Source organism: Caballeronia sp. LP006, from assembly GCF_031450995.1.
Taxonomy (GTDB): Bacteria; Pseudomonadota; Gammaproteobacteria; order Burkholderiales; family Burkholderiaceae; genus Caballeronia.
The window spans coordinates 1,200,811-1,220,273 of the sequence record NZ_JARTVW010000004.1 but is presented as its reverse complement, the minus strand read 5'-3'; the positions used below and the strand labels follow the sequence as shown (position 1 = coordinate 1,220,273).

General features: G+C 63.1%; 19 protein-coding genes and 1 pseudogene. 12 read left to right on the top strand and 8 right to left on the bottom strand.

Annotated features, from left to right (window positions below):
- Window positions 1-22: 22 nt before the first annotated feature.
- A complete protein-coding gene (locus P9250_RS15615) occupies window positions 23-1,429 on the top strand; it encodes an MFS transporter (protein WP_250467689.1) in 1,407 nt (468 codons plus the stop codon).
- Between the two features lie 73 nt (window positions 1,430-1,502).
- On the opposite strand, the gene P9250_RS15610 is transcribed toward P9250_RS15615, so the two are convergent.
- Window positions 1,503-2,276 (bottom strand): SDR family NAD(P)-dependent oxidoreductase, encoded by a 774-nt coding sequence (locus tag P9250_RS15610; protein ID WP_309959492.1) that lies wholly within the window; start codon window positions 2,274-2,276, stop codon window positions 1,503-1,505.
- Window positions 2,277-2,376: 100 nt separating this feature from the next.
- On the opposite strand from P9250_RS15610, the gene P9250_RS15605 reads away from it, so the two are divergent.
- Complete coding sequence (locus P9250_RS15605; protein WP_250492997.1) at window positions 2,377-3,291, top strand: LysR family transcriptional regulator; 915 nt, start codon at window positions 2,377-2,379, stop codon at window positions 3,289-3,291.
- A 13-nt stretch (window positions 3,292-3,304) separates the two neighbouring features.
- On the opposite strand, the gene P9250_RS15600 is transcribed toward P9250_RS15605, so the two are convergent.
- Complete coding sequence (locus tag P9250_RS15600) at window positions 3,305-4,354, bottom strand: Gfo/Idh/MocA family oxidoreductase (protein WP_310393925.1); 1,050 nt, start codon at window positions 4,352-4,354, stop codon at window positions 3,305-3,307.
- 382 nt (window positions 4,355-4,736) lie between these two features.
- Between P9250_RS15600 and P9250_RS15595 the strand changes: the two genes are divergently transcribed.
- Window positions 4,737-5,090: a Rieske 2Fe-2S domain-containing protein gene (locus P9250_RS15595; RefSeq protein ID WP_244828956.1), complete on the top strand. Its 354-nt coding sequence runs from the start codon at window positions 4,737-4,739 to the stop codon at window positions 5,088-5,090.
- 11 nt (window positions 5,091-5,101) lie between these two features.
- On the opposite strand, the gene P9250_RS15590 is transcribed toward P9250_RS15595, so the two are convergent.
- Window positions 5,102-6,358: an MFS transporter gene (locus tag P9250_RS15590; RefSeq protein ID WP_250467694.1), complete on the bottom strand. Its 1,257-nt coding sequence runs from the start codon at window positions 6,356-6,358 to the stop codon at window positions 5,102-5,104.
- A gap of 206 nt (window positions 6,359-6,564) precedes the next feature.
- Here P9250_RS15590 and P9250_RS15585 point away from each other — a divergent pair, with 206 nt between their 5' ends.
- The 6 genes from P9250_RS15585 to P9250_RS15560 all read left to right on the top strand — a co-directional run bounded on the left by P9250_RS15585 (window position 6,565) and on the right by P9250_RS15560 (window position 12,282).
- Window positions 6,565-6,741, top strand: a complete 177-nt coding sequence (locus P9250_RS15585) for a hypothetical protein (RefSeq protein WP_250467695.1) — start codon at window positions 6,565-6,567, stop codon at window positions 6,739-6,741.
- Window positions 6,742-6,810: 69 nt separating this feature from the next.
- The gene (locus P9250_RS15580) at window positions 6,811-7,110 is read left to right on the top strand and encodes a DUF6723 family protein (RefSeq protein ID WP_244828959.1); all 300 of its coding nucleotides are present in this window, start codon (window positions 6,811-6,813) and stop codon (window positions 7,108-7,110) included.
- Between the two features lie 83 nt (window positions 7,111-7,193).
- Complete coding sequence (locus tag P9250_RS15575; RefSeq protein WP_250467696.1) at window positions 7,194-8,990, top strand: thiamine pyrophosphate-requiring protein; 1,797 nt, start codon at window positions 7,194-7,196, stop codon at window positions 8,988-8,990.
- A gap of 115 nt (window positions 8,991-9,105) precedes the next feature.
- Window positions 9,106-9,363, top strand: a complete 258-nt coding sequence (locus tag P9250_RS15570; protein WP_250467697.1) for a hypothetical protein — start codon at window positions 9,106-9,108, stop codon at window positions 9,361-9,363.
- Window positions 9,364-9,387: 24 nt separating this feature from the next.
- Window positions 9,388-9,717, top strand: a complete 330-nt coding sequence (locus P9250_RS15565) for a hypothetical protein (RefSeq protein WP_250526461.1) — start codon at window positions 9,388-9,390, stop codon at window positions 9,715-9,717.
- A 717-nt stretch (window positions 9,718-10,434) separates the two neighbouring features.
- Window positions 10,435-12,282 carry a hypothetical protein gene (locus tag P9250_RS15560; protein WP_310393920.1) on the top strand — a complete coding sequence of 616 codons (1,848 nt, stop codon included), beginning with the start codon at window positions 10,435-10,437 and terminating at the stop codon, window positions 12,280-12,282.
- Window positions 12,283-12,403: 121 nt separating this feature from the next.
- On the opposite strand, the pseudogene P9250_RS15555 reads toward P9250_RS15560, so the two are convergent.
- From P9250_RS15555 to P9250_RS15540, 4 genes and pseudogenes are all read right to left on the bottom strand, one after another.
- Window positions 12,404-12,529, bottom strand: a pseudogene (locus P9250_RS15555) (citrate/2-methylcitrate synthase); the annotation flags it as partial.
- A gap of 81 nt (window positions 12,530-12,610) precedes the next feature.
- The gene (locus P9250_RS15550; RefSeq protein WP_250509734.1) at window positions 12,611-12,970 is read right to left on the bottom strand and encodes a hypothetical protein; all 360 of its coding nucleotides are present in this window, start codon (window positions 12,968-12,970) and stop codon (window positions 12,611-12,613) included.
- Window positions 12,971-14,314: an MFS transporter gene (locus P9250_RS15545; RefSeq protein WP_250509735.1), complete on the bottom strand. Its 1,344-nt coding sequence runs from the start codon at window positions 14,312-14,314 to the stop codon at window positions 12,971-12,973.
- A 32-nt stretch (window positions 14,315-14,346) separates the two neighbouring features.
- The gene (locus tag P9250_RS15540; protein WP_244828967.1) at window positions 14,347-15,621 is read right to left on the bottom strand and encodes a glucarate dehydratase family protein; all 1,275 of its coding nucleotides are present in this window, start codon (window positions 15,619-15,621) and stop codon (window positions 14,347-14,349) included.
- Between the two features lie 155 nt (window positions 15,622-15,776).
- On the opposite strand from P9250_RS15540, the gene P9250_RS15535 reads away from it, so the two are divergent.
- Entirely contained in the window at window positions 15,777-16,487 is a 711-nt protein-coding gene (locus tag P9250_RS15535; RefSeq protein WP_250466325.1) for a GntR family transcriptional regulator, read from the top strand.
- Between the two features lie 5 nt (window positions 16,488-16,492).
- On the opposite strand, the gene P9250_RS15530 is transcribed toward P9250_RS15535, so the two are convergent.
- The gene (locus P9250_RS15530) at window positions 16,493-17,629 is read right to left on the bottom strand and encodes a GGDEF domain-containing protein (RefSeq protein WP_310393916.1); all 1,137 of its coding nucleotides are present in this window, start codon (window positions 17,627-17,629) and stop codon (window positions 16,493-16,495) included.
- Between the two features lie 155 nt (window positions 17,630-17,784).
- On the opposite strand from P9250_RS15530, the gene P9250_RS15525 reads away from it, so the two are divergent.
- Both P9250_RS15525 and P9250_RS15520 read left to right on the top strand, forming a co-directional pair.
- A complete protein-coding gene (locus tag P9250_RS15525) occupies window positions 17,785-18,372 on the top strand; it encodes a glutathione binding-like protein (protein WP_310393914.1) in 588 nt (195 codons plus the stop codon).
- A gap of 291 nt (window positions 18,373-18,663) precedes the next feature.
- The gene (locus tag P9250_RS15520; RefSeq protein WP_309850339.1) at window positions 18,664-19,401 is read left to right on the top strand and encodes an SDR family oxidoreductase; all 738 of its coding nucleotides are present in this window, start codon (window positions 18,664-18,666) and stop codon (window positions 19,399-19,401) included.
- Window positions 19,402-19,463 lie beyond the last annotated feature (62 nt).

Below are 19,463 nucleotides of genomic sequence, written 5' to 3'. Positions count from 1 at the left end.
TAACCATTGTCGGAGACATTACATGGCTAGCCTTCAGGACGAAGCACACGGCGGCCGCCAGGCGAAGAAAGCGACGGCGAGCGGCTGGATCGGCTCGGCGCTCGAGTACTACGACTTCTTTATCTACGCCCAGGCGGCAGCGCTCATATTCCCGCAGTTGTTCTTTCCCTCGGGCAATCCGAAGGTGGCTATCGTCGCGTCGCTCGCGACTTACGGCGTGGGTTATGTCGCGCGTCCTATCGGCGCATTCGTGCTCGGCCATCTGGGCGACACCCACGGCCGTAAGAACGTCCTGCTGGTCTGCATGTTCCTGATGGGCTTCTCCACCATGGCCGTGGGCCTATTGCCGACATATCACAGCGTCGGCATGCTCGCACCGACCTTGCTCGTGATCTTGCGTCTGGTTCAGGGCTTCGCCGTGGCCGGCGAAATCTCCGGCGCAAGCTCGATGATTCTCGAACACGCGCCTTTCGGACGACGCGGCTTCTTCGCGAGCTTCACGTTGCAAGGCGTGCAGGCGGGCCAAATTCTCGCCGCCGCCGTGTTCCTGCCGCTCGCGTACTTCATGCCGGAAGACACGTTCAACTCATGGGGCTGGCGCATTCCGTTCCTGCTGTCGGCGGGCGTGCTGGTCGCGGGTTACATCATCCGTCGCGAGGTTCACGAAACGCCGGCGTTCACGGCAGAAGGCAAGCACGGCGATCTGCCGAAGTCGCCGATCAAGGAAGCGTTCGCCAACAGCACGCCTGACATGCTGCGCGTGATCTGCATGGCGCTCATGAACGTCATTCCCGTGGTCGCCACGATCTTCGGCGCGGCTTACGCGGTGCAGGCTTCCTACGGCATCGGTTTCTCGAAGAGCGTGTATCTGTGGATTCCGGTCGCGGGCAACATCCTCGCCGTGCTGGTGATTCCGTTCGTCGGCAATCTGTCGGACAAGATCGGGCGCCGTCCGCCGATCATCGTCGGCGCTATCCTGTCGGGGCTGCTGTCGTTCGCTTATCTGTGGGCGATCAGCATCCACAACGTGCCGGTTGCCATCGTCATGTCGCTGCTGATGTGGGGTCTCGTGTATCAGGGCTATAACGCGATTTTCCCGAGCTTCTTCCCGGAACTGTTCCCGACGCGCTCCCGCGTTTCGGCCATGGCGATCGCGCAGAACATCGGCACCACCATTACCGCGCTCTTGCCCGCCCTCTTCGCAGCGGTCGCGCCGCCGGGATCGAACAATATTCCGATGACGGTCGGTTGCATCACGCTGGTGGTGACGATCATCGCGGCGCTTGCGGCATGGTCGGCTCGCGAGACCTTCCGCGTTCGCCTGAACGATCTGGGCAAGCCGGACGCCGTGCCGATGACTCAGCAGGAATACGACCGTCAGCGCGCCGACTCCATGGCCGTGGAAAAAACCGCCAAGGCGCACGCCTGATCAGAAAGAACACGCGATGTTGGAGTGATTGCCGGGCTTTTCGAAGCCCGGCTTTTTTTCGTCCGGCACGAACTCATCTGTCGATACGCACGCCCGACAGACGCTCGCAAATGCCGATCAGGCGGTCCTGCATGGCTTCGTCGCGCGCGGCCGGATCGCACGAGCGCTCACGCAGATGGAAGAAGTAGCGGCCCGATACGCGCGCCTTGTCGTCGTCGCTGGCTGCGAGCCACGCTTGCGTGCGATGCGCCTTGTCCATGTCGTCGGGCGCGGAAGCGCCGCCCATCTTCGTCGGCACCCAGCCGGGTTCTAACGCGTTGGACAGCACATCCGGCCAGTAGCGCGCCACCGCCAGCGCGAGCAGCACGTCCATGAACTTGCTTTCGGCATACGCGAGCGAGCCGTTCCAGCGGCGTTGCGTCCATTCGATGTCGTCGAGATTCGCGGGCGTGCCGTGATGCATGCCGGAACTGAGATACACGAGCCGCGATGGCTTCTCGATCAGCGCCGTCAGCACGTACGGCGCGAGCACGTTGATGGCGAAAACATGCGGCAGGCCATCGACGGTTTCGATACGGCCCGGCTCGCGATACCCCACGCCCGCGTTATGAATGACGGCATCGAAGTGTCCCAGCCGGTTGACTTGCTCCGCCACGCCGCGCGTGGCTTCCAGACTCGCGAGATCGCCCGTGACGACGCCTTGCGCTTGCGGCAGGACAGTGCGTGCGTCCTCGGCGCGCGCCGCGTTGCGCGCATGCAGCACCACGGCATGCCCTTGTTCGATCAAAAGACGCGCGGCCATGAGACCGAGCCCGTCGCTCGATCCGGTGATGAAAATTCGTGACATGCAACGCTCCTATGGCGATTGATCCAGAGCCCATTCTGCGCGTGAAGGCGCCGCTTCGCGATAACATGAAAGCCATTTCATCGATGACGCGGAGGCATGAATGGCGGGCTTCAACGAACGCATCCTGAACGGCATCAGCGTGTTCGCGGCTATCGTCGATGCAGGCACGTTCGCCGCCGCGGGCAACCGTCTCGGCATGTCGCAGCCCGGCGTAAGCCGCGCCATCGCCCGCCTAGAAGCGCGTTTGAGAGTGCGGCTATTCGATCGCACGACGCGCAGCGTGTCGCTCACCGACGACGGCCGGCGCTTCTTCGAACAAGTCATGCCGCATCTGAACGGACTGGAAGAAGCGGCGGCCACCGCTTCGGGCGGCGCGACCGCCGTGCGCGGCCGGTTGCGCGTGAATGTCGATCCCATTTTCTCGCGCCTCGTGCTCGGGCCGAAGCTCTACGCGTTCATGGACGCGCACCCGGAGATAGAACTCGAACTGATCACGAGCGACCGCCTTGGCGACATGATCGCGGACGGCTTCGATCTGGCGATCCGTTTTGGCGAGCCGCGCGATTCGAGTCTCGTCGCTCGCAAGCTGCTCGACACGCCGGTGCGCACCGTGGCCGCGCCTTCATACATCGCGCGATGCGGACGGCCCGCGACACCGCAAGCGCTGGAAAGCGACGCGCATACGTGCGTCGAATTTCGCGATCCTGAAACAGGGCGTCCGTTCGTGTGGGAGTTTCACCGCAAGAAGAAGCGCATGACCGTCGATACGCGCGGCCGCCTCACGCTCAACGATGTCGGCACCATGTTGAGCGCCAGCCTGTCGGGCTATTGCGTCGCGCAGATTCTCGAACTCGGCTCCGAGCATCTGTTCACGGAAGGCAAGTTGATCGATCTTTTTCCCGACTGGCCCGACGAGCGCTTCCCGCTGTACGCGTACTATCCGTCGCGGCATCATCCGCCCGCGAAGACGCGGGCGTTTCTCGATCTCGTGATTTCGCTTGCGCAGACGAAGTGAGTCCGTTCGTCATTCAGGCGAGCGCCACGGACTTTCCAGTGCGAGCGCTTTCGATGATAGCGGCCAGCGTCGCCGCGTTATCAAGACTCGCCTGCGCGTAGAACTCGATGGCGGCCGTATCGTGCGTGGCGACCATGCGCGCGAACGCTTCCGCCGTGAAGAAGAAGCCGCTGCCCGTGTCCGACTGCACTACTTCGAACGGCACCGAATTGGGAATGCCGCGCCGCACGCGCAACTGGCTCGGCAGATAGCCATACGGATGCCCGTGCGTCAGATCGCTCGTATGGTTGAGATACTCGGTATCGATCGTGCCTTCGGAACCGATGATCGTCGCATATCGATGATTCGCGCCATCCATTGCGCAGGAGAGTTGCGCGCGGCGGCCATCGGCATAGATGAGCGTCGCCATGAGGCTGATGTCGACCTTGGTATCGGCCCACGTCGCCACGGCCTGCACGCTTTGCGGTGCGGTTCCGGTCACGAGGCGAATCAGGCTTAGCGGATAGCTGCCTGCATCGAGCAGCGCGCCGCCGCCGAGTTCCGGCTTCATGCGGATGTTCGCGCCCGGGTTGCCCACAGTGAAGCCGAAGTTCGCCTGAATGGCGCGCACCGCGCCGATGGCGCCTTCGCCGATCAGCGACATCATCTGCGCGGTCTGCGGCTGGAAGTACCACGGGAAGGCTTCGAGCAACAGCACGTCGCTGCGCTCGGCGGCCTCGAACATGCTGGCGGCTTCGTCGCGGGACAACGCGAGCGGCTTCTCGCAGAGGACGTGCTTGCCGTGGTTTGCTGCCTTGATTGCCCATTCGGCATGCAGGCTGTTGGGCAAGGGAATGTAGATGGCATCGACATTGGGGCTGGCGAGCAGTGCTTCATAGCTGCCGAACCATGCGCCGATGTCGTTCGCTTCCGCGAATGCTTTTGCGTTGTCGTCGCTGCGGCTCGCCACCGCGACGATGCGCACGTTTTCGCTTGGCTGCACGTCACGCGCGAATTGCCTGGCGATATTGGCGCCGCCGAGAATACCGAGGCGCAAGGGCGATGAGGCTTGAATCGATGACAAGGCAGCTCCTTACTTGAACGAGAGAAATGAGTGGAATCGATCAGGAACCGTATCACAGCTTGACTGCGCGGCGCTTCATGTACGTGTGAAAGGTGAGGGTTTGCGGGATCGTGTGTTTGTGCGCTTCAGTTGCCTGGATTTCGCTTCATTGGATGCGCTGCTCGAAGCGCGCGGAGCATTGCTGCATAAGGACAAGCGGCATGACGCTTGTTTTGCTCAAGCTCCGCGTATGGACGCGCTCTTCGACCAAAGGTGAGCGTTTTCGGGGAGCATGTCTGCAGACAATTAGCGCGATAACCTTAGGCGCCCTTGGGCTTATCGCTTAAGCTCAGGATGAAGCTTAAGGCGCGTTGCCCGTGCAAACACAGAGAGTCGTTGGCGTATGAAGTCGTTGAAACTGCAGGAAATGTCTGGATGGGCTCACGTGTGCACGTCGGAGAACGTGCCGTGCGAAGCGGCGCGCGCCGTTTCGTATGGAGATAGACGACTCGTCGTGTGGCGCGATGGCGAAGGCGGCATCCATGTCTGGGACGATGCTTGCCCGCATCGAGGCAATGAACTATCGACAGGACGCGTGACGGGCGGGTTGATCACGTGCGCATCGCATGGCTGGCGCTTCGATAGCAACGGTCAGCATGTGCGACCGCTGACGGTTGCATCGTCGTGCCGCGATGACTCTTACGCGAAAACATATGAAGCGCGCGAACACGACGGCACGATTCTCGCGATGCTTTGAGGACCGCGGTATCAGCGAAAGAGCGGTGACGAATCCACATCCGCGAGCTTCGACAACTCTTCGCCACGTTCGTCGCATGCCTGCCGGATCTGGCCGCCGTAGCCAATCCATATCGCGAACGATGCCACCGACACGCTGCCGAGTAGCATGAACGCAACCGGATAGCCGAACAGGTGCGCGAGCCATCCGCCGATAAGTGGACTCAGACACGCGCCCGCCGCCTGAACGCCCTGCACCGCGCCCTGCCCCAGATTCACGCGACCGCTGCCATGCAGAAGATGCACGACGAGCGCCGGCACGGCCACGCTTTGCAAACCGGCGCCAATGCCGTCGAGAATCTGCACGGGAAGAATGCCCCATGGCGGCTCTAACCACGCTGCCGTCACCGCGCGCAACGGCAAGGTCAGAAGCGTGACGAGAATGATCCACCAGAAGCCGAAGCGCCGCGTCAGACGGCTCGCGAAAGCCGCCGCCAACAACATGACGACCTGCGCAATCACGATATTCGCCGCCGTGATCTGGCTTGCGCCCGCTTTGTGTGTCGATGCAACCGCGAGACTGTAGAGCGGCAGCATCGCCGAATTGCCGAGGTTGAACGCGGCAAGCGCGATGGCCAGCAGGAGCAAGGGCCGATTGCGCACGAGGATGCTCGCGCTGTCGGTTTGTACCGGCGCGTTGTCGTCGTTGTCATCGCGAGCAATACCGCGTGCGTGATGCCTATGCACGGAACGCGCGGGAATAAGGAACGCAGTAAGCACGCAGCCCACGCCGAAAGCCGCGCTCAAGGCAAACACATAGACGATGCCAAGCCACGCGCCAAGCCATCCAGAAAGCAAGGCAGCAGCAATATTGCCCGCATGATTCGCCACCTGATTGCGGCCGAATTGACGGTCGAAGTTTTGTCTCCCGACGATGCCAAGCGTCAGCCCCGCCAGGGCCGGTCCCATGGCGGCGCCCGCCACTGCCGTGGCGATCTGCGAAAGCGTGACAGGCCAGAAGCCTTGGCCCAGCCAGATGATCACCGCCGCCAGCACCGTCAGCGCGCCGCCCGCGGCCACGATGCTGCGGCGGCGCGTGGTGGCGTCGACGAGCGCGCCCGCGGGCGCCGTCACCAACATGCCGACGATGCCCGCGATGGTCAGCACCGTGCCGATCTTTTCCGACGTCCAGCCATTGGCCAGCAGATAGATGCCAAGGAACGGCCCGACGCCGGCTTGTACATCCGCCGCGAAGAAACTGACGGCGATTAAAGGAAAAGTCGGCTTCACGCGATAAACCGCCGCGATGCAGGCAGTTCGAGGTCAGGCGGATAAGCGCAGGTCACTTGCTGATCTCCCGTAGTTGGCGGTCGAGGAGCAAAGTTCGCGCCAGTGATCGGTCGTCGCGCATCCGCCAGACACGTCTCGCCGCGCGACGGTACGCCGATTGCTCGAACAATGACGATGCAATCGAACCATCGCGACCAGGTGACGAAATGAAGCGCACTGTCCTGCCGACACTCATCCTCGCCATCGCGATGGTCTCGCTCACAACCGGCTGCAAGCGCGACACGGACACAGCCGCTTCGACCACGCCCACATCCTCCGCGCCCGCAGCGGCAAGCTTCCCTGCGACGGCCGCAAGCGATACGCCGGGCGGCGCCAGTCAGTAAGCCATATGGCTCGAATGCGGCACAACGAATGCTTATCGGATTTTCAAAGTTCATCGACCTCCACGAATCATGAAAGAGCCAGTTTCCGGACGAGCCAAGCTCGTGCTGTTCCCGCATAAGAAGGATCGCAATGCAAAGCCGGGTTTGACCGATGACGACTACGCGATTTACGCGTCATATCGGCCGCATGTGGGAGGCGGTTATGTCGGCACGCTGAAAGTCGTGCGCTTGACGGATGCCCGCTTGCTCTTTCCCTTCGAGGGCGCGGAAGATATTGGCCCGTTCGATTCGAAGCAGACGGCAAAAGATGCTGCCGTGCTGCGCGGCCGGGAAATCGTCCAGGCCGATTTGCAGGTTCCCGAGCTTTAAACGCAGCATTCTTTATCTCTGCTACGTTGCGACATTGCGACGTACGCGTGCGCTTTTTGCTTCGTCATCCGGAGAAAAATTCCATGTCCACTACTGTCGGCGATTTTCTGATCGACCGTCTGCACGCCTGGGGCGTGCGCCGTATTTATGGCTATCCCGGCGACGGAATCAATGGCGTCTTCGGCGCCATGAATCGCGCGAAAGGCAAGATCGAATTCATTCAGGCGCGGCACGAGGAAATGGCCGCGTTCATGGCATCCGCACATGCGAAGTTCACGGGCGAGCTGGGCGTGTGCATCGCGACATCGGGACCGGGCGCGGCGCATTTGATCACCGGCCTTTACGATGCGCGGCTCGATCACATGCCAGTGCTCGCCATCGTCGGCCAGCAGGCGCGCGCCGCGCTTGGCGGTCATTATCAACAGGAAGTCGATCTGAGCGCGTTATTCAAGGATGTCGCGGGCGCGTTCGTGCAACAGGCAAGCGTGCCTTCGCAGATACGGCATCTCGTCGATCGCGCGGTGCGCATCGCCATTGCCGAGAAGCGCGTGACCGCCCTCATCCTGCCGAACGATCTGCAGGACCTCGACTATGAAGCGCCCGGCCGCAAACACGGCACCTTGCATTCGGGCGTGGGCTATCGCGCGCCGAAGACCGTGCCGTATCCCGCTGACTTGCAGCAAGCCGCCAATGTGCTCAACGCCGGCAAGAAGGTCGCGATACTCGTCGGCGCGGGCGCGTTGCAGGCAACCGATGAAGTCATCGCCATTGCGGAAAAACTCGGCGCGGGCGTGGCCAAGGCGCTGCTGGGCAAGGCTGCATTGCCGGACGATTTGCCTTTCGTGACCGGTTCCATCGGCTTGCTCGGCACCGAGCCGAGCTACAAGCTCATGACCGGATGCGACACGCTGCTCATGATCGGCTCGGGTTTCCCTTATGCCGAATTTCTGCCGAAGGAAGGCGCGGCGCGCGGCGTGCAGATCGACCTGAAGGCGGACATGCTGAGTATCCGCTACCCGATGGAAGTCAACCTCGTCGGCGATAGCGCCGAAACCTTGCGGGCACTTCTGCCCTTGCTTGAAGAGAAGACGGATCGCTCGTGGCGCAAGGACATAGAAGGATGGATGAGCGACTGGTGGAAGACGCTCGAAAAGCGCGCGCTCGAGCCCGCTACAACCGGCGTGAACCCGCAGCGCACCGTGTGGGAATTGTCGCCGCGCGTGCCGTCGAATGCCATTGTCACGAGCGATTCCGGCTCGTGCGCGAACTGGTATGCGCGCGACCTCAAGGTGAAACGCGGCATGATGTGCTCGCTTTCGGGCGGCCTTGCATCGATGGGCGCGGCCGTGCCTTACGCCATCGCGGCGAAGTTTGCGCATCCCGAGCGGCCGGTGATCGCGCTCGTCGGCGATGGCGCCATGCAGATGAACAACATGGCCGAGCTCATCACCGTGGCGAAGTACTGGAAACAATGGTCCGATCCGCGCTGGATCTGTCTCGTGCTCAACAACCAGGACCTGAATCAGGTGACATGGGAGCAGCGCGTGATGGAAGGCGACCCGAAGTTCGAGGCATCGCAGGACATTCCATCGGTGCCGTATCACAAGTTCGCCGAGATGATCGGCCTCAAAGGCCTGTATGTGGACGATGCCGAACGCATGGCCGCCGTGTGGGACGAGGCGCTTGCATCGGACCGGCCTGTCGTGATCGAAGTCAAGGCCGATCCCAATGTGGCGCCGCTGCCGCCGCATATTACGCTGCAGCAAGCGAAGGCGTTCGCGACCACACTCTTGAAGGGCGATCCAAACCAGGGCAACGTGATCGTCGATACGGCGCGGCAAGTCCTGGGCGCTGTGCTGCCGGGGCATCGGGACAAATAGCTTTCGATGCGACGTGATGCATTGCGGCGGCATAACCGTTGCTGCGTTATTTGCGTAACCGTTGCAACTGTGCGGCCGACCTTCGGCGCACTGATCCTCGATCAGGAGTAAAGAAATGAATAGCGAACCTTCGGACCCGGTGGAACGCGCGGACCAGCGTCGCGAAGCGATTGGCAAAGGCGACGTGAAGGAGAAGGCCGACGGCACGATCGAACAGCGCGAACACGGAAACATGGATGCATCGCTAGTCCCGAAGGGCAAGGACCATCCAGAGCAAGGGCCTTACACGCCGGAGAACGATCATATCGATCCCGATGTCGATCCGGACGCCGGGCCCGATCATCCATCGAGCAAGCGCGATTCGGAAGCGTGAGTGTTATCGAAAAGGAGAGATGCCATGAAGATCAGCAAGCAACTCGTTCTATGCGCACTCATGTCGGGATTGTCCGGCGCGGCGGTCGCGCAAAGCGCGCAGACACAGCCGGGTGCGAGTCATGGTCCGGCCAGCCCCGGACAGGTCAATAGCGATATGACTCGTTCGGGCACCGCCGATATCACTACTGGTAAATCGGCAACGGGTGGGTCCTATAACGGCACGAGTGCCGCGGGTCGTGGCACGAATCAGGGCTCGGGCGGCATGCAGCCGCGCGTAACCGGATCGGGCGGCGGTAGTTCGAATGGTGCAACGAGTCCTTCAACCAATGGCGGCGGTGGACAGGGCTTCTGATAACCGATCGCTTGAGCGCAATGCGGCGGTGTTCGATGGTTCGGACACCGCCGCTTTTTTTATTACGCGCTTGAGGAAGTTATGCGGTGTGGACCGCATATCGACTGTCATTGAAGCTTTCGAATAACCATCGAATTAACTTTCAACTAGCATTCGTTCCGAGTGCTCGACCGTGCTCCTACGTGCGTTCGATGTTCCTCCTATTAGTTAGGATGCCGACTATTTTCACGATTCTCCCGTTGCTGATCGATGCATTTCTCCCATTGCGGCAAGGCAAAATTTCCGCTGATGATCGGCTCCACGTGGTAACTGCAACCGTGTCTTTTGTGGCTTATGCAAACGTTTTCTGAGAGGTCGCGCACGCCCTGCTACATGGCCGCCCGGCGCTAGGTTGAGTAACGCACAGAACGACATCCTGAGACTGCCATTCTTGCCCCACATCGCGTTAAACGCCTCACCGAAGCGTCGCGATAGCCAAACTACGGGGAAGACATGAGGAACCCAAACAAATACAAATTGAGGACGGCGCTCAAGCTTAGCGTGATCGTTATCACGGCTGCGGTGTCGAATCTTTCACATGCTCAGACAGCCACGGAGGCTTGCAATAACCTGACATCGGCGGCATGCGCGAATGGTGTCGTTGGCGTTGCGCCGGCGGCAGTGTCTGCTGCAACGGACCCGCAAACGCGCGCTCAAGCCGCCGTTTTGCCGGGACGGATGGTTGGACTTCCAGCGGGTAACCGGAGCGGGACATCCGCTGGTGCCGCGGGTACTTCGGGTAGCAATGGCGCGAGCACGGGTAGTGGAACCGCTAGTGCTGGAACGGCGGCTGGTCAGGGATCGACCGGAGGGCAAGGTGCGGGGTCGACTGGTTCGCATGGTGGCTCGAGTTCCGGTAGTACGGGGTCTGGTTCTGGGTCGGGTTCGAGTTCGGGTGGCGGGAGCACGGGGTCGGGTGGTGTAGGCGCTGGTGGTGGCAGCACGGGCGGTGGCAACACGGGTGGTGGCAGCACGGGTGGTGACAGCACGGGCGGTGGCAGCACGGGTGGTGGCAGCACGGGCGGTGGCAGCACGGGCGGTGGCAGCACGGGCGGTGGCAACACGGGTGGTGGAAGCACGGGCGGTGGCAGCACGGGCGGTGGCAGCACGGGCGGTGGCAACACGGGCGGTGGCAGCACGGGCGGTGGAAGCACGGGTGGTGGTAGCACGGGCGGTGGCAGTACGGGTGGTGGAAGCACGGGCGGTGGCAGCACGGGTGGTGGTAGCACGGGCCATGGCGGCGGCAGCTCCGGTCACGGCGACGGCGGTCATGGCGATGGTGGTCACGGCGACGGCGGTCACGGCGACGGCGGTCACGGCGACGGCGGTCACGGCGACGGCGGTCACGGCGACGGCGGCCACGGCGACGGTGGTCACGGCGACGGCGGTCACGGTAACGGTGGCGGCAACGGCAGCAGCGGTGGTCACGGTGACGGCGGCCATGGCGACGGCGGTCACGGTAACGGTGGCGGCAACGGCAGCAGCGGTGGTCACGGTGACGGCGGCCATGGCGACGGCGGTCACGGCGATGGCGGTCACGGCGATGGCGGTCACGGCGACGGTGGTCATGGCGACGGTGGTCACGGCGACGGCGGTCACGGCGACGGCGGTCACGGCGACGGCGGTCACGGCGACGGTGGTCACGGTAACGGTGGCGGCAACGGCAGCAGCGGCGGTCACGGTGATGGCGGTCATGGCGACGGCGGACATGGCGATGGTGGCCACGGCGACGGCGGCCACGGTAACGGCGGTGGCAACGGCAGCAGCGGCGGTCACGGTGATGGCGGTCACGGCGACGGCGGTCATGGCAACGGCGGCGGCAACGGCAGCACCGGCGGTCATGGCAATGGCGGCGGCGATGGTGGTGGCCACGGTGATGGCGGCCACGGTAACGGCGGTGGCAACGGCAGCACCGGCGGTCATGGCAATGGCGGCGGCGATGGTGGTGGCCACGGCGACGGCGGTCATGGCAACGGCGGCGGCAACGGCAGCACCGGCGGTCATGGCAATGGCGGCGGCGATGGTGGTGGCCACGGCGACGGCGGTCATGGCAACGGCGGCGGCAACGGCAGCACCGGCGGTCATGGCAATGGCGGTGGCGATGGCGGCGGCCACGGCGACGGCGGTCATGGCAACGGCGGTGGCAACGGCAGCAGCGCTGGTGGTCATGGCGATGGCGGTGGCCACGGCGACGGCGGTCATGGCAACGGCGGTGGCAACGGCAGCAGCGCTGGTGGTCACGGCGATGGCGGCGGCCACGGCGACGGCGGTCATGGCAATGGCGGTGGCAACGGCAGCAGCGCTGGCGGCCACGGCGATGGCGGTCATGGCAATGGCGGCGGCGCAGGTAGCACCGGCGGCCACGGCAATGGCAGCAGCGGCGGTCACGGCAATGGCGGCGGCGCGGGCAGCAGCGGTGGCCACGGCAACGGCGGCGGTGGTCACGGTGGTGGCGGCGGCGGCGGTGGCGGTGGCGGTGGCGGTGGCGGTGGCGGTGGTGGCGGTGGTGGAGCAGGCGGCCGCTAACTCACCCTTCCCAAACGCGTCGATCGGACCGCAATCCGGTCGACGCGAGTCAAAAGCAAAGCCAACACAAAGCGCTAGAAGCACCCGATGCTGCCTTTGCAGCATCAAACAGATTCAAACGTCAATCGACAACCGCGGGCCCGATGCAATGCGCCCGCGGCCGCAACAAACTTCCCTCCTCGATCTGCTCCATCGAATGCGCCATCCATCCCACGCTTCGCGCGATGGAGAACAACGCGAACGCCGCACCCTCCGGTAACTCTCAATGCTCAACGAGCGCAGCCAGCGCGACGTCGATCGCGGGCTTCCTGCCTGTCAGACGCTCGGCTCAATCGATCAAGGCACGCGCCACATCGGATGCCTCGAAAGCGCATAAAAGATCCGCGCGGGAATCGCCCTGCGGATAAGGCTCGGCGTGACGCGAGGCATGCCAAGCGCGCGCAAGACGCATACGCATCGGACGAGCAGCGAAAGCAAGCTCGACAAAGCTGCTCGCGAGCCGGCCGACGAGTTCGGCGGCGCACACGAACATGCCTGCGAAATCGGCATATCGGTTCGGGTACGGAAGAAATGCGCCAGGCGATGGCCGAACGTAGTCGATGCGCTGGCCAAGCATTTCGACATTGCCGGGACGCGCGATGAATCGAAACGCCGTGCGGCGCGTATCGCCTGACGCCGGACGCCACAATCAGTGCGAACGCCCCGCCTTTGCAATCATCACGCCGCGTCCATCGCGCGGCTTCATGGCCGCGAAGAAGACGAGCGCCGCGGCCACGACCGACATCGCGGCGAGCCCCGTGAGGCCGCCTTCGATCGATCCCGTCTTCTGCTCGAGAAAGCCGAAGGTCGCGGGCGCCACGAAGCCGCCGAGATTGCCGAGCGAATTGATGAGCGCGATGACCGGCGCCGCGATGCGCGCGTCGAGATAGCCTTGCGGAATCGGCCAAAACAGCGACGACGCGGCCTTGAAACCCATCGCCGCAAAACAGATCGCCACGAACGAAAACACCGCGCTGCCCTGCCCCGCCGCATACATGCCGAGCGCGGCGATGATCAACACCACCGCCACCCACGCCTGCTGAAACTTGAAGCGCGCCGCGAGCATGGCGAAGACGTACATCGCTGCAATGGAGATGATCCACGGAATCGAATTGAAGAGCCCGACCTGGAAGTCGTTGAAGTGCCCCATCTTGCGGATGATGCTCGGCAGCCAGAACGTCGCGCCGTAGATCGTCAGCGACACGGAGAAGTAAATCAGGCAGAAGATGAGAATCTGCGGATCGCGCAACAGGCTCCACGTGGATGGCTTGACGGTATGCGACGCGTCACGTTCCACTTGTTCGCTCTCGATCTCGTCGATGATCGCGTCCTGCTCCGCACGCGTGAGCCACTTTGCATCGCGCGGCTTCGAATCGAGCCAGAACCACACGAAGGCCGCGAGCACCACGGAAGCGGAACCTTCGATCAGGAACATCCACTGCCAGCCATGCAGACCCATGCCGTCTATCAGCATGAGCGCGCCGGAGATCGGCCCGGATAGCACCGAAGCCAACGCGGAGCCGCTCAAGAAAATCGCCATGGCACGGCCACGCTGATTGCTCGGCAGCCAGCGCGTGAAGTAGAACACCACGCCGGGAAAGAAGCCCGCTTCAGCCGCGCCGAGGACCAGGCGCATGATGTAGAACGAAGTCTCGCCGCGCACGAAAGCCATGCCGACCGCCGCCAGTCCCCAAGTAATCATGATGCGCGTGAGCCACGCCTTCGCGCCGAAGCGCTGCAACAGCATGTTCGACGGCACTTCGAACACGGCATAGCTCACGAAGAACAAGCCCGCGCCTAGTCCATAAGCCGCAGCGCCGATCCCAAGATCAGCGCTCAGATGCTGACGCACGAAACCGATGTTCACGCGGTCTATGTAATTGACGATGAACATCACGACGAAGAGCGGCAGGATATGCCACTTGATCTTGCTGACGGCGCTGGTCAGTGGATTCGTCGGTTCATCCGCGCGATCTGGCGTCGAACTGCTCATGGGCTTGTCTCCTCGTTGATCGTGCGTGCCGCTCAGAAGCGCGGATTCTTGCCGGTGAATTCCGGCTGATATTTGCGCATCTGCTTGAGGTCGTCACGATTGCGCACGCCGCACGAGAGATATTGCTCATGCAGTTCCGCGAGCCTGTCGCGGTCCAGTTCGACACCGAGGCCCGGCGTCGTCGGCACGCGCACCGCGCCGTTATCGAACTTCACCCGGCCGCCCTTGATGACTTCCTCTTCCTGCCACGGATAATGCGTGTCGCATGCGTAAGTGAGATTGGGGATACTCGCGGCGACATGCGTCATCGCCATCAGGCTGATGCCCAGGTGCGAGTTCGAGTGCATCGACATGCCAAGCTCCCACAGGGCGCACATGCGTGCAAGCGTCTGCGTCGCGCGCAGGCCGCCCCAGTAGTGGTGATCCGACAGCAGCACCTTCACCGAGCCCATTTCGCAGCCGCGCCGGAAGTCGTCGAAAGTCGTGATGACCATGTTGGTCGCAAGCGGCAACCGCGTGTGCTTGGCGAGTTCCGCCATGCCTGCGAGACCCGGACACGGGTCTTCGTAGTATTCGAGCAGTTCGTCGAGTTCGGGCGCGGCCTCGATGCTCGTTTCGAGCGTCCAGTTGGCGTTCGGATCGAGCCGCAGCGGCGTGCCGGGAAAAGCCTCGGACAGCGCGCGCATGCAGGCAATTTCATGCTTCGGCTCGAATACGCCGCCCTTGAGCTTGATACTCTGAAAGCCGTACAGATCGATCATGCGGCGCGCCTGCGCCACGATCTGTTGCGGGCTGATGCCTTCGCCCCAGGCATCCGGCGCATACGGCTTGTCGATGTGTTCCGCATACTTGAAGAAGAGATAGGCGCTGTACGGCACCGCGTCGCGCACCTTGCCGCCGAGCAGATCGACGACAGGCGCGCCGACCATTTGCCCTTGCAGATCGAGCATCGCGACTTCCAGCGTGCTGATCACTTTCGACGCGTTCTTGGCCGTGTGCGAGCCGGGTGCGAGCTCGAATTCCACCGCGCCCGGGCTTGGCTTGATGCTCGCACGCACGCGCTCCTCCATGCGGTTCAACTCAAACGGCGAGAGGCCGATGGCCAGTTCCTTCGCTTGTTCCAGCACGCGCAGCATCGGCTCATCGCCATAAGTTTCGGAGATACCGACGCGCCCGTCGCTCGTTTCCAGTTCGACGATGGCGCGCAACGCCCACGGCTCGTGAATACCGGCCGCGTTCAGGAGCGGGCCGTCGCGAAAGGCGATGGGCGTAATGCGGACTTGCGTGATGGTGACGCTGCGGCTCATGGGAATGTCCGAAAATGGAATCGATGTCCGCATCATAAACACTAATATATTAGTGCGTCAGTGGGGAAAGTACCCATCGTCACTGCCGCGCCATACGGCCGGAAATCGCTCTTGCAGGCCTTAAAATCGCGAATATCGCAATCAAACAGTCCGCCATGAAACTCATCGACGCCCCGGCTGCGGCAACCCGACAAGGCCTCGACCGGTCGCGCCACGCCGCACCGCAAGTGTTCGAGCAATTGCGCGCGCGCATTCTTTCGCTCGAACTCGCGCCGGGCACGGTGCTGTCGCGCGCCGATCTCGCCGCGCGTTATGGCCTTTCCCAAACGCCCGTGCGTGACGCGTTGATGAAGCTGGGCGAGGAAGGTCTCGTCGACATCTTCCCGCAGCACGCCACCGTGGTTAGCCGCATCAGCGTGACTTCGGCGCTGCAAGCGCATTTCCTGCGCCGCTCGATCGAACTGGAAGTGGTGCGCACGCTGGCGAACGCGCGCAATGCCGAGTTGGTGGAGCGGCTGCGCACGACCATCGAGAAGCAGATGGAGCTGCGCGACCTCAAGAATTACGAGCAGTTCTCGCTACAAGACCAGGCGTTTCACCGGCAGATGTACGAAGCCGCCGGCGTGCCGCAGTTGTGGGATCTGGTGCGCAGGTTGAGCGGCCATATCGACCGGTTGCGGCGGCTTCATTTGCCCGTCGAGGGCAAGACGCTTGCCGTGGTGCGCGATCACACCGAAATCGTCGATGCCATCGCGAATGGCGACGCCGAAGCCGCCGACGCCGCGTTGCGCAAGCATCTGTCCGGCACGCTGCATCAGATCGATCAGATTCGCACGCGTCATCCAACCTTTCTGGCGGACGACTGAGCGCGCTACCAGCACGCGTCGCCGTTAGCGGTCAGCTTGTCGCGTCCGGCGACCTTCGCGCGATACAGCGCCTTGTCCGCGCGTTGCAACGCATCCTGAAAGCCTTGCTCGCCTTCGCTCACCTGCGCGACGCCGATGCTCATCGTCCATTCCGGCATGCCTTCCGTGAACGAGCGGCACGCGCGATGAATCTGGTTGGCGCACGCCTGTGCATAAGGCGCGCGCCATTCCGGCAGGATCGCGATGAACTCGTCGCCGCCCAGCCGCCCGAACTCGCCGCCGAGCGAGCCGACTTCCGCGCCCGCCAGCCGCGCCAGTTCCATCAGCACGTTATCGCCCGCGAGATGGCCGTGACGGTCGTTGATCTGCTTGAAGTGATCGAGGTCGATGGCGAGGATGGTCGCGCCCGGTGCGATCAATGGCCGCGCGTGTTGCTCAAAGCCCGCGCGATTCCATACGCTCGTCAGCGGATCGCGCAACGCGGCGTCGCGCAGACGCTGCTGCGCGCGTTCCGCCGGAATCGCGAGCAGGCCAAGATTGAGCACGGCCAGAAGCAGTTGATCCGAAAGCATTGGAATGACCGCGAGAAAATTCACGCGCGAGTCGCCCCACGCCAATGCCGCGAGCGTGATCGCGTAACCCGGCAGATAACCGAGCATCGCAAGACCGGCGATGCGCCCGCCCCGACTCCTCAGGCGGCGCGCGTCCAACACGAGCATGGCGCCCGCGATCAGCGCCGATATCGCGATACCGATGGTATCGCCCGCGCGCGTCCAGGCGAACACCGCCGGCCGTGCGCCGAACATCCACGTGGGAAGCACGTGGACCAGCACGGAGCCCGCAATGGGCGCGAGCATCCACCAGCGAAAAGGCGGCTTGCCGTCGAACGCGCGCATGCCCGTGATCAGCAGCATATTGCTCGCCGCCAGCCCGCCCAGCAGCAGGCCATCGAGGAATAAACGGTCTTCCCAGAACTCGAAGCCGACCAGAACCGCCGCATAGAGAAACGCGCTCGCCGACCAGTGCGCGAAGTAGCGTTCCGCGCGCGGTTCGAAGCGCACGAGCGCAAAGACGAGGCCGAACGCGCTGCTCGAAAGCACGCTGCAAAGACGTAGGGTTTCGGTGTCGGGTGTGGGGAACATGACCGGGCGACGCGGCCTGCGCGCGCGAGGGAGAAGGACACCGGTATATCGGCAGCCAAATCGTGAAACTTGAGCCACGGCGCGACGTTTGCGCGCGGCATAACCCTTGCTCGCCTTCAAGACGCCAAATCAACGAAACCAAGGAGGGGCACACGATGAAACTTTATTACGCACCCGGCGCATGCAGTCTCGCGGATCACATTGCCATGCACGAGGCAGGGCTCGATTTCGAACGCGTGAAAATCGATCTGAAGACCAAGCTGACTGAAGACGGCCGTCCATTCGACGAGATCAACCCGAAAAGCTACGTGCCGGTAGTCGAATTGGACGATGGCCGCCGTCTGACCGAAAACATCGCGATTCTCTCGTGGGTCGCGCGTCAGAAGCCCGCGCTCGCACCATCCGACGATGAAGGCGGCACGCGTCTGCTCGAAACGCTCGCCTTCATCTCGACCGAAATCCACAAGCAGTTCGGCCGCGTGTTCCGCCCGACATCGGATGCGGAAGCGTCGGCGGCGCGCGAGAAGATCGGCCAGCGTTTTACGCTCATCGACAAGATGATGAAGGGCGACTATCTCTTCGGGGAATCCGCAAGCGTCGCGGATGCTTACCTTTTCACGATGCTGACATGGGCCAACAAGATGAGCATCGAAGTGCCGGCAAAGCTCAAAGCGTTCTACGAGCGCATGCGCGAGCGGCCCGCTGTCAAGCTCGCGCTCGAACACGAAGGCATTTCGCTTTGAACCTGACCATCTAACCAAATACGAAATCAGGTAAGAAGCATCGTTGAAATGATCGGTTTGCGATGACCGCAAGCAAGGCGAAGATGGGCGACTCCGCTTCCGAAACACTTCGTCCATGCTCCTTTCCGCCATCGCCACCAACACACCGGGGCGGCGCGCATGAACGCGTTGCCCCGGCGCCTGTCCGCCTCGTTCCTTGACGTTTTCCGCGAATCTTCCGCCGGTCGCCTCGACTACCGGCTGTGTGGGCGCGCGCGCCGCGTACTTTCCAACCATTTATCGGAGTAAGCCATGAGCAGCACATTCAAGGACCGGGTTGTCTGGGTGACGGGCGCTTCCGGCGCGCTGGGCGCGGCCACCGCGCGCACGCTCGCCGATGCGGGCGCGACGATCGTCGCATCGTCACGCAGCGTCGATGAGCGATTGTTCGCAGCGTCGCCGAACGTGGTCCCGCTCAAGGTCGACGTCACCGATGACAAAAGCGTGAAGGCGGCGTTTGCGCAGATCGAAGAGCGCTTTGGGCGCCTCGATGGCCTCGTCACCAGCACCAACGTCTCCACTTTCGGCGACTTCCTCGAACTCACCGACGACGACTGGCAAAGCGTGATCGATGCCAAGCTGCTCGGCTCGGTGCGCCCGATTCGCGCCGCCTTGCCGCTCTTCATCAAGCAAGGGCGCGGCGCGATCGTGGCGATCTCGGGACGCGGCGGCATTGCGCCGCCGCCGAATCATTTCCCCGGTTCGAGCGTAAACGCGGCTATCGATCTGCTCGTGCAAGGTCTCGGCCGCCGCTACGGTCCGCAAGGCGTGCGCGTGAATGCCGTCGCGCCCGGTCCGATCCGCTCGCCGCGCTTCGATGCGCTCGCCGGCGCGCAAAGTCAGAACGAGCCCACGCGCCTGACCGCGCTCGAAGGTCCCGGCACGCCGGAAGACGTCGCGGCCGCGGTCGCATATCTGCTTTCGGACGATGCCCGTTTCGTCACCGGTTCGCGTCTCTATGTCGATGGCGGCGGGCCGCCCTACGCGTAACTCGTAACGCGTAACGCATAGCGCCCGATTCGCCACGTCAACCGAAACCCATCCAAGGACCT

Coding starts and splice junctions, on each gene's coding strand:
- P9250_RS15565 (WP_250526461.1), top strand. CDS start 9,388: ATGAAGATCAGCAAGCAACTCGTTCTATGCGCACTCATGTCGGGATTG.
- P9250_RS15605 (WP_250492997.1), top strand. CDS start 2,377: ATGGCGGGCTTCAACGAACGCATCCTGAACGGCATCAGCGTGTTCGCG.
- P9250_RS15570 (WP_250467697.1), top strand. CDS start 9,106: ATGAATAGCGAACCTTCGGACCCGGTGGAACGCGCGGACCAGCGTCGC.
- P9250_RS15575 (WP_250467696.1), top strand. CDS start 7,194: ATGTCCACTACTGTCGGCGATTTTCTGATCGACCGTCTGCACGCCTGG.
- P9250_RS15560 (WP_310393920.1), top strand. CDS start 10,435: ATGGTTGGACTTCCAGCGGGTAACCGGAGCGGGACATCCGCTGGTGCC.
- P9250_RS15595 (WP_244828956.1), top strand. CDS start 4,737: ATGAAGTCGTTGAAACTGCAGGAAATGTCTGGATGGGCTCACGTGTGC.
- P9250_RS15615 (WP_250467689.1), top strand. CDS start 23: ATGGCTAGCCTTCAGGACGAAGCACACGGCGGCCGCCAGGCGAAGAAA.
- P9250_RS15610 (WP_309959492.1), bottom strand. CDS start 2,276: ATGTCACGAATTTTCATCACCGGATCGAGCGACGGGCTCGGTCTCATG.
- P9250_RS15585 (WP_250467695.1), top strand. CDS start 6,565: ATGAAGCGCACTGTCCTGCCGACACTCATCCTCGCCATCGCGATGGTC.
- P9250_RS15530 (WP_310393916.1), bottom strand. CDS start 17,629: ATGTTCCCCACACCCGACACCGAAACCCTACGTCTTTGCAGCGTGCTT.
- P9250_RS15535 (WP_250466325.1), top strand. CDS start 15,777: ATGAAACTCATCGACGCCCCGGCTGCGGCAACCCGACAAGGCCTCGAC.
- P9250_RS15545 (WP_250509735.1), bottom strand. CDS start 14,314: ATGAGCAGTTCGACGCCAGATCGCGCGGATGAACCGACGAATCCACTG.
- P9250_RS15580 (WP_244828959.1), top strand. CDS start 6,811: ATGAAAGAGCCAGTTTCCGGACGAGCCAAGCTCGTGCTGTTCCCGCAT.
- P9250_RS15525 (WP_310393914.1), top strand. CDS start 17,785: ATGAAACTTTATTACGCACCCGGCGCATGCAGTCTCGCGGATCACATT.
- P9250_RS15520 (WP_309850339.1), top strand. CDS start 18,664: ATGAGCAGCACATTCAAGGACCGGGTTGTCTGGGTGACGGGCGCTTCC.
- P9250_RS15540 (WP_244828967.1), bottom strand. CDS start 15,621: ATGAGCCGCAGCGTCACCATCACGCAAGTCCGCATTACGCCCATCGCC.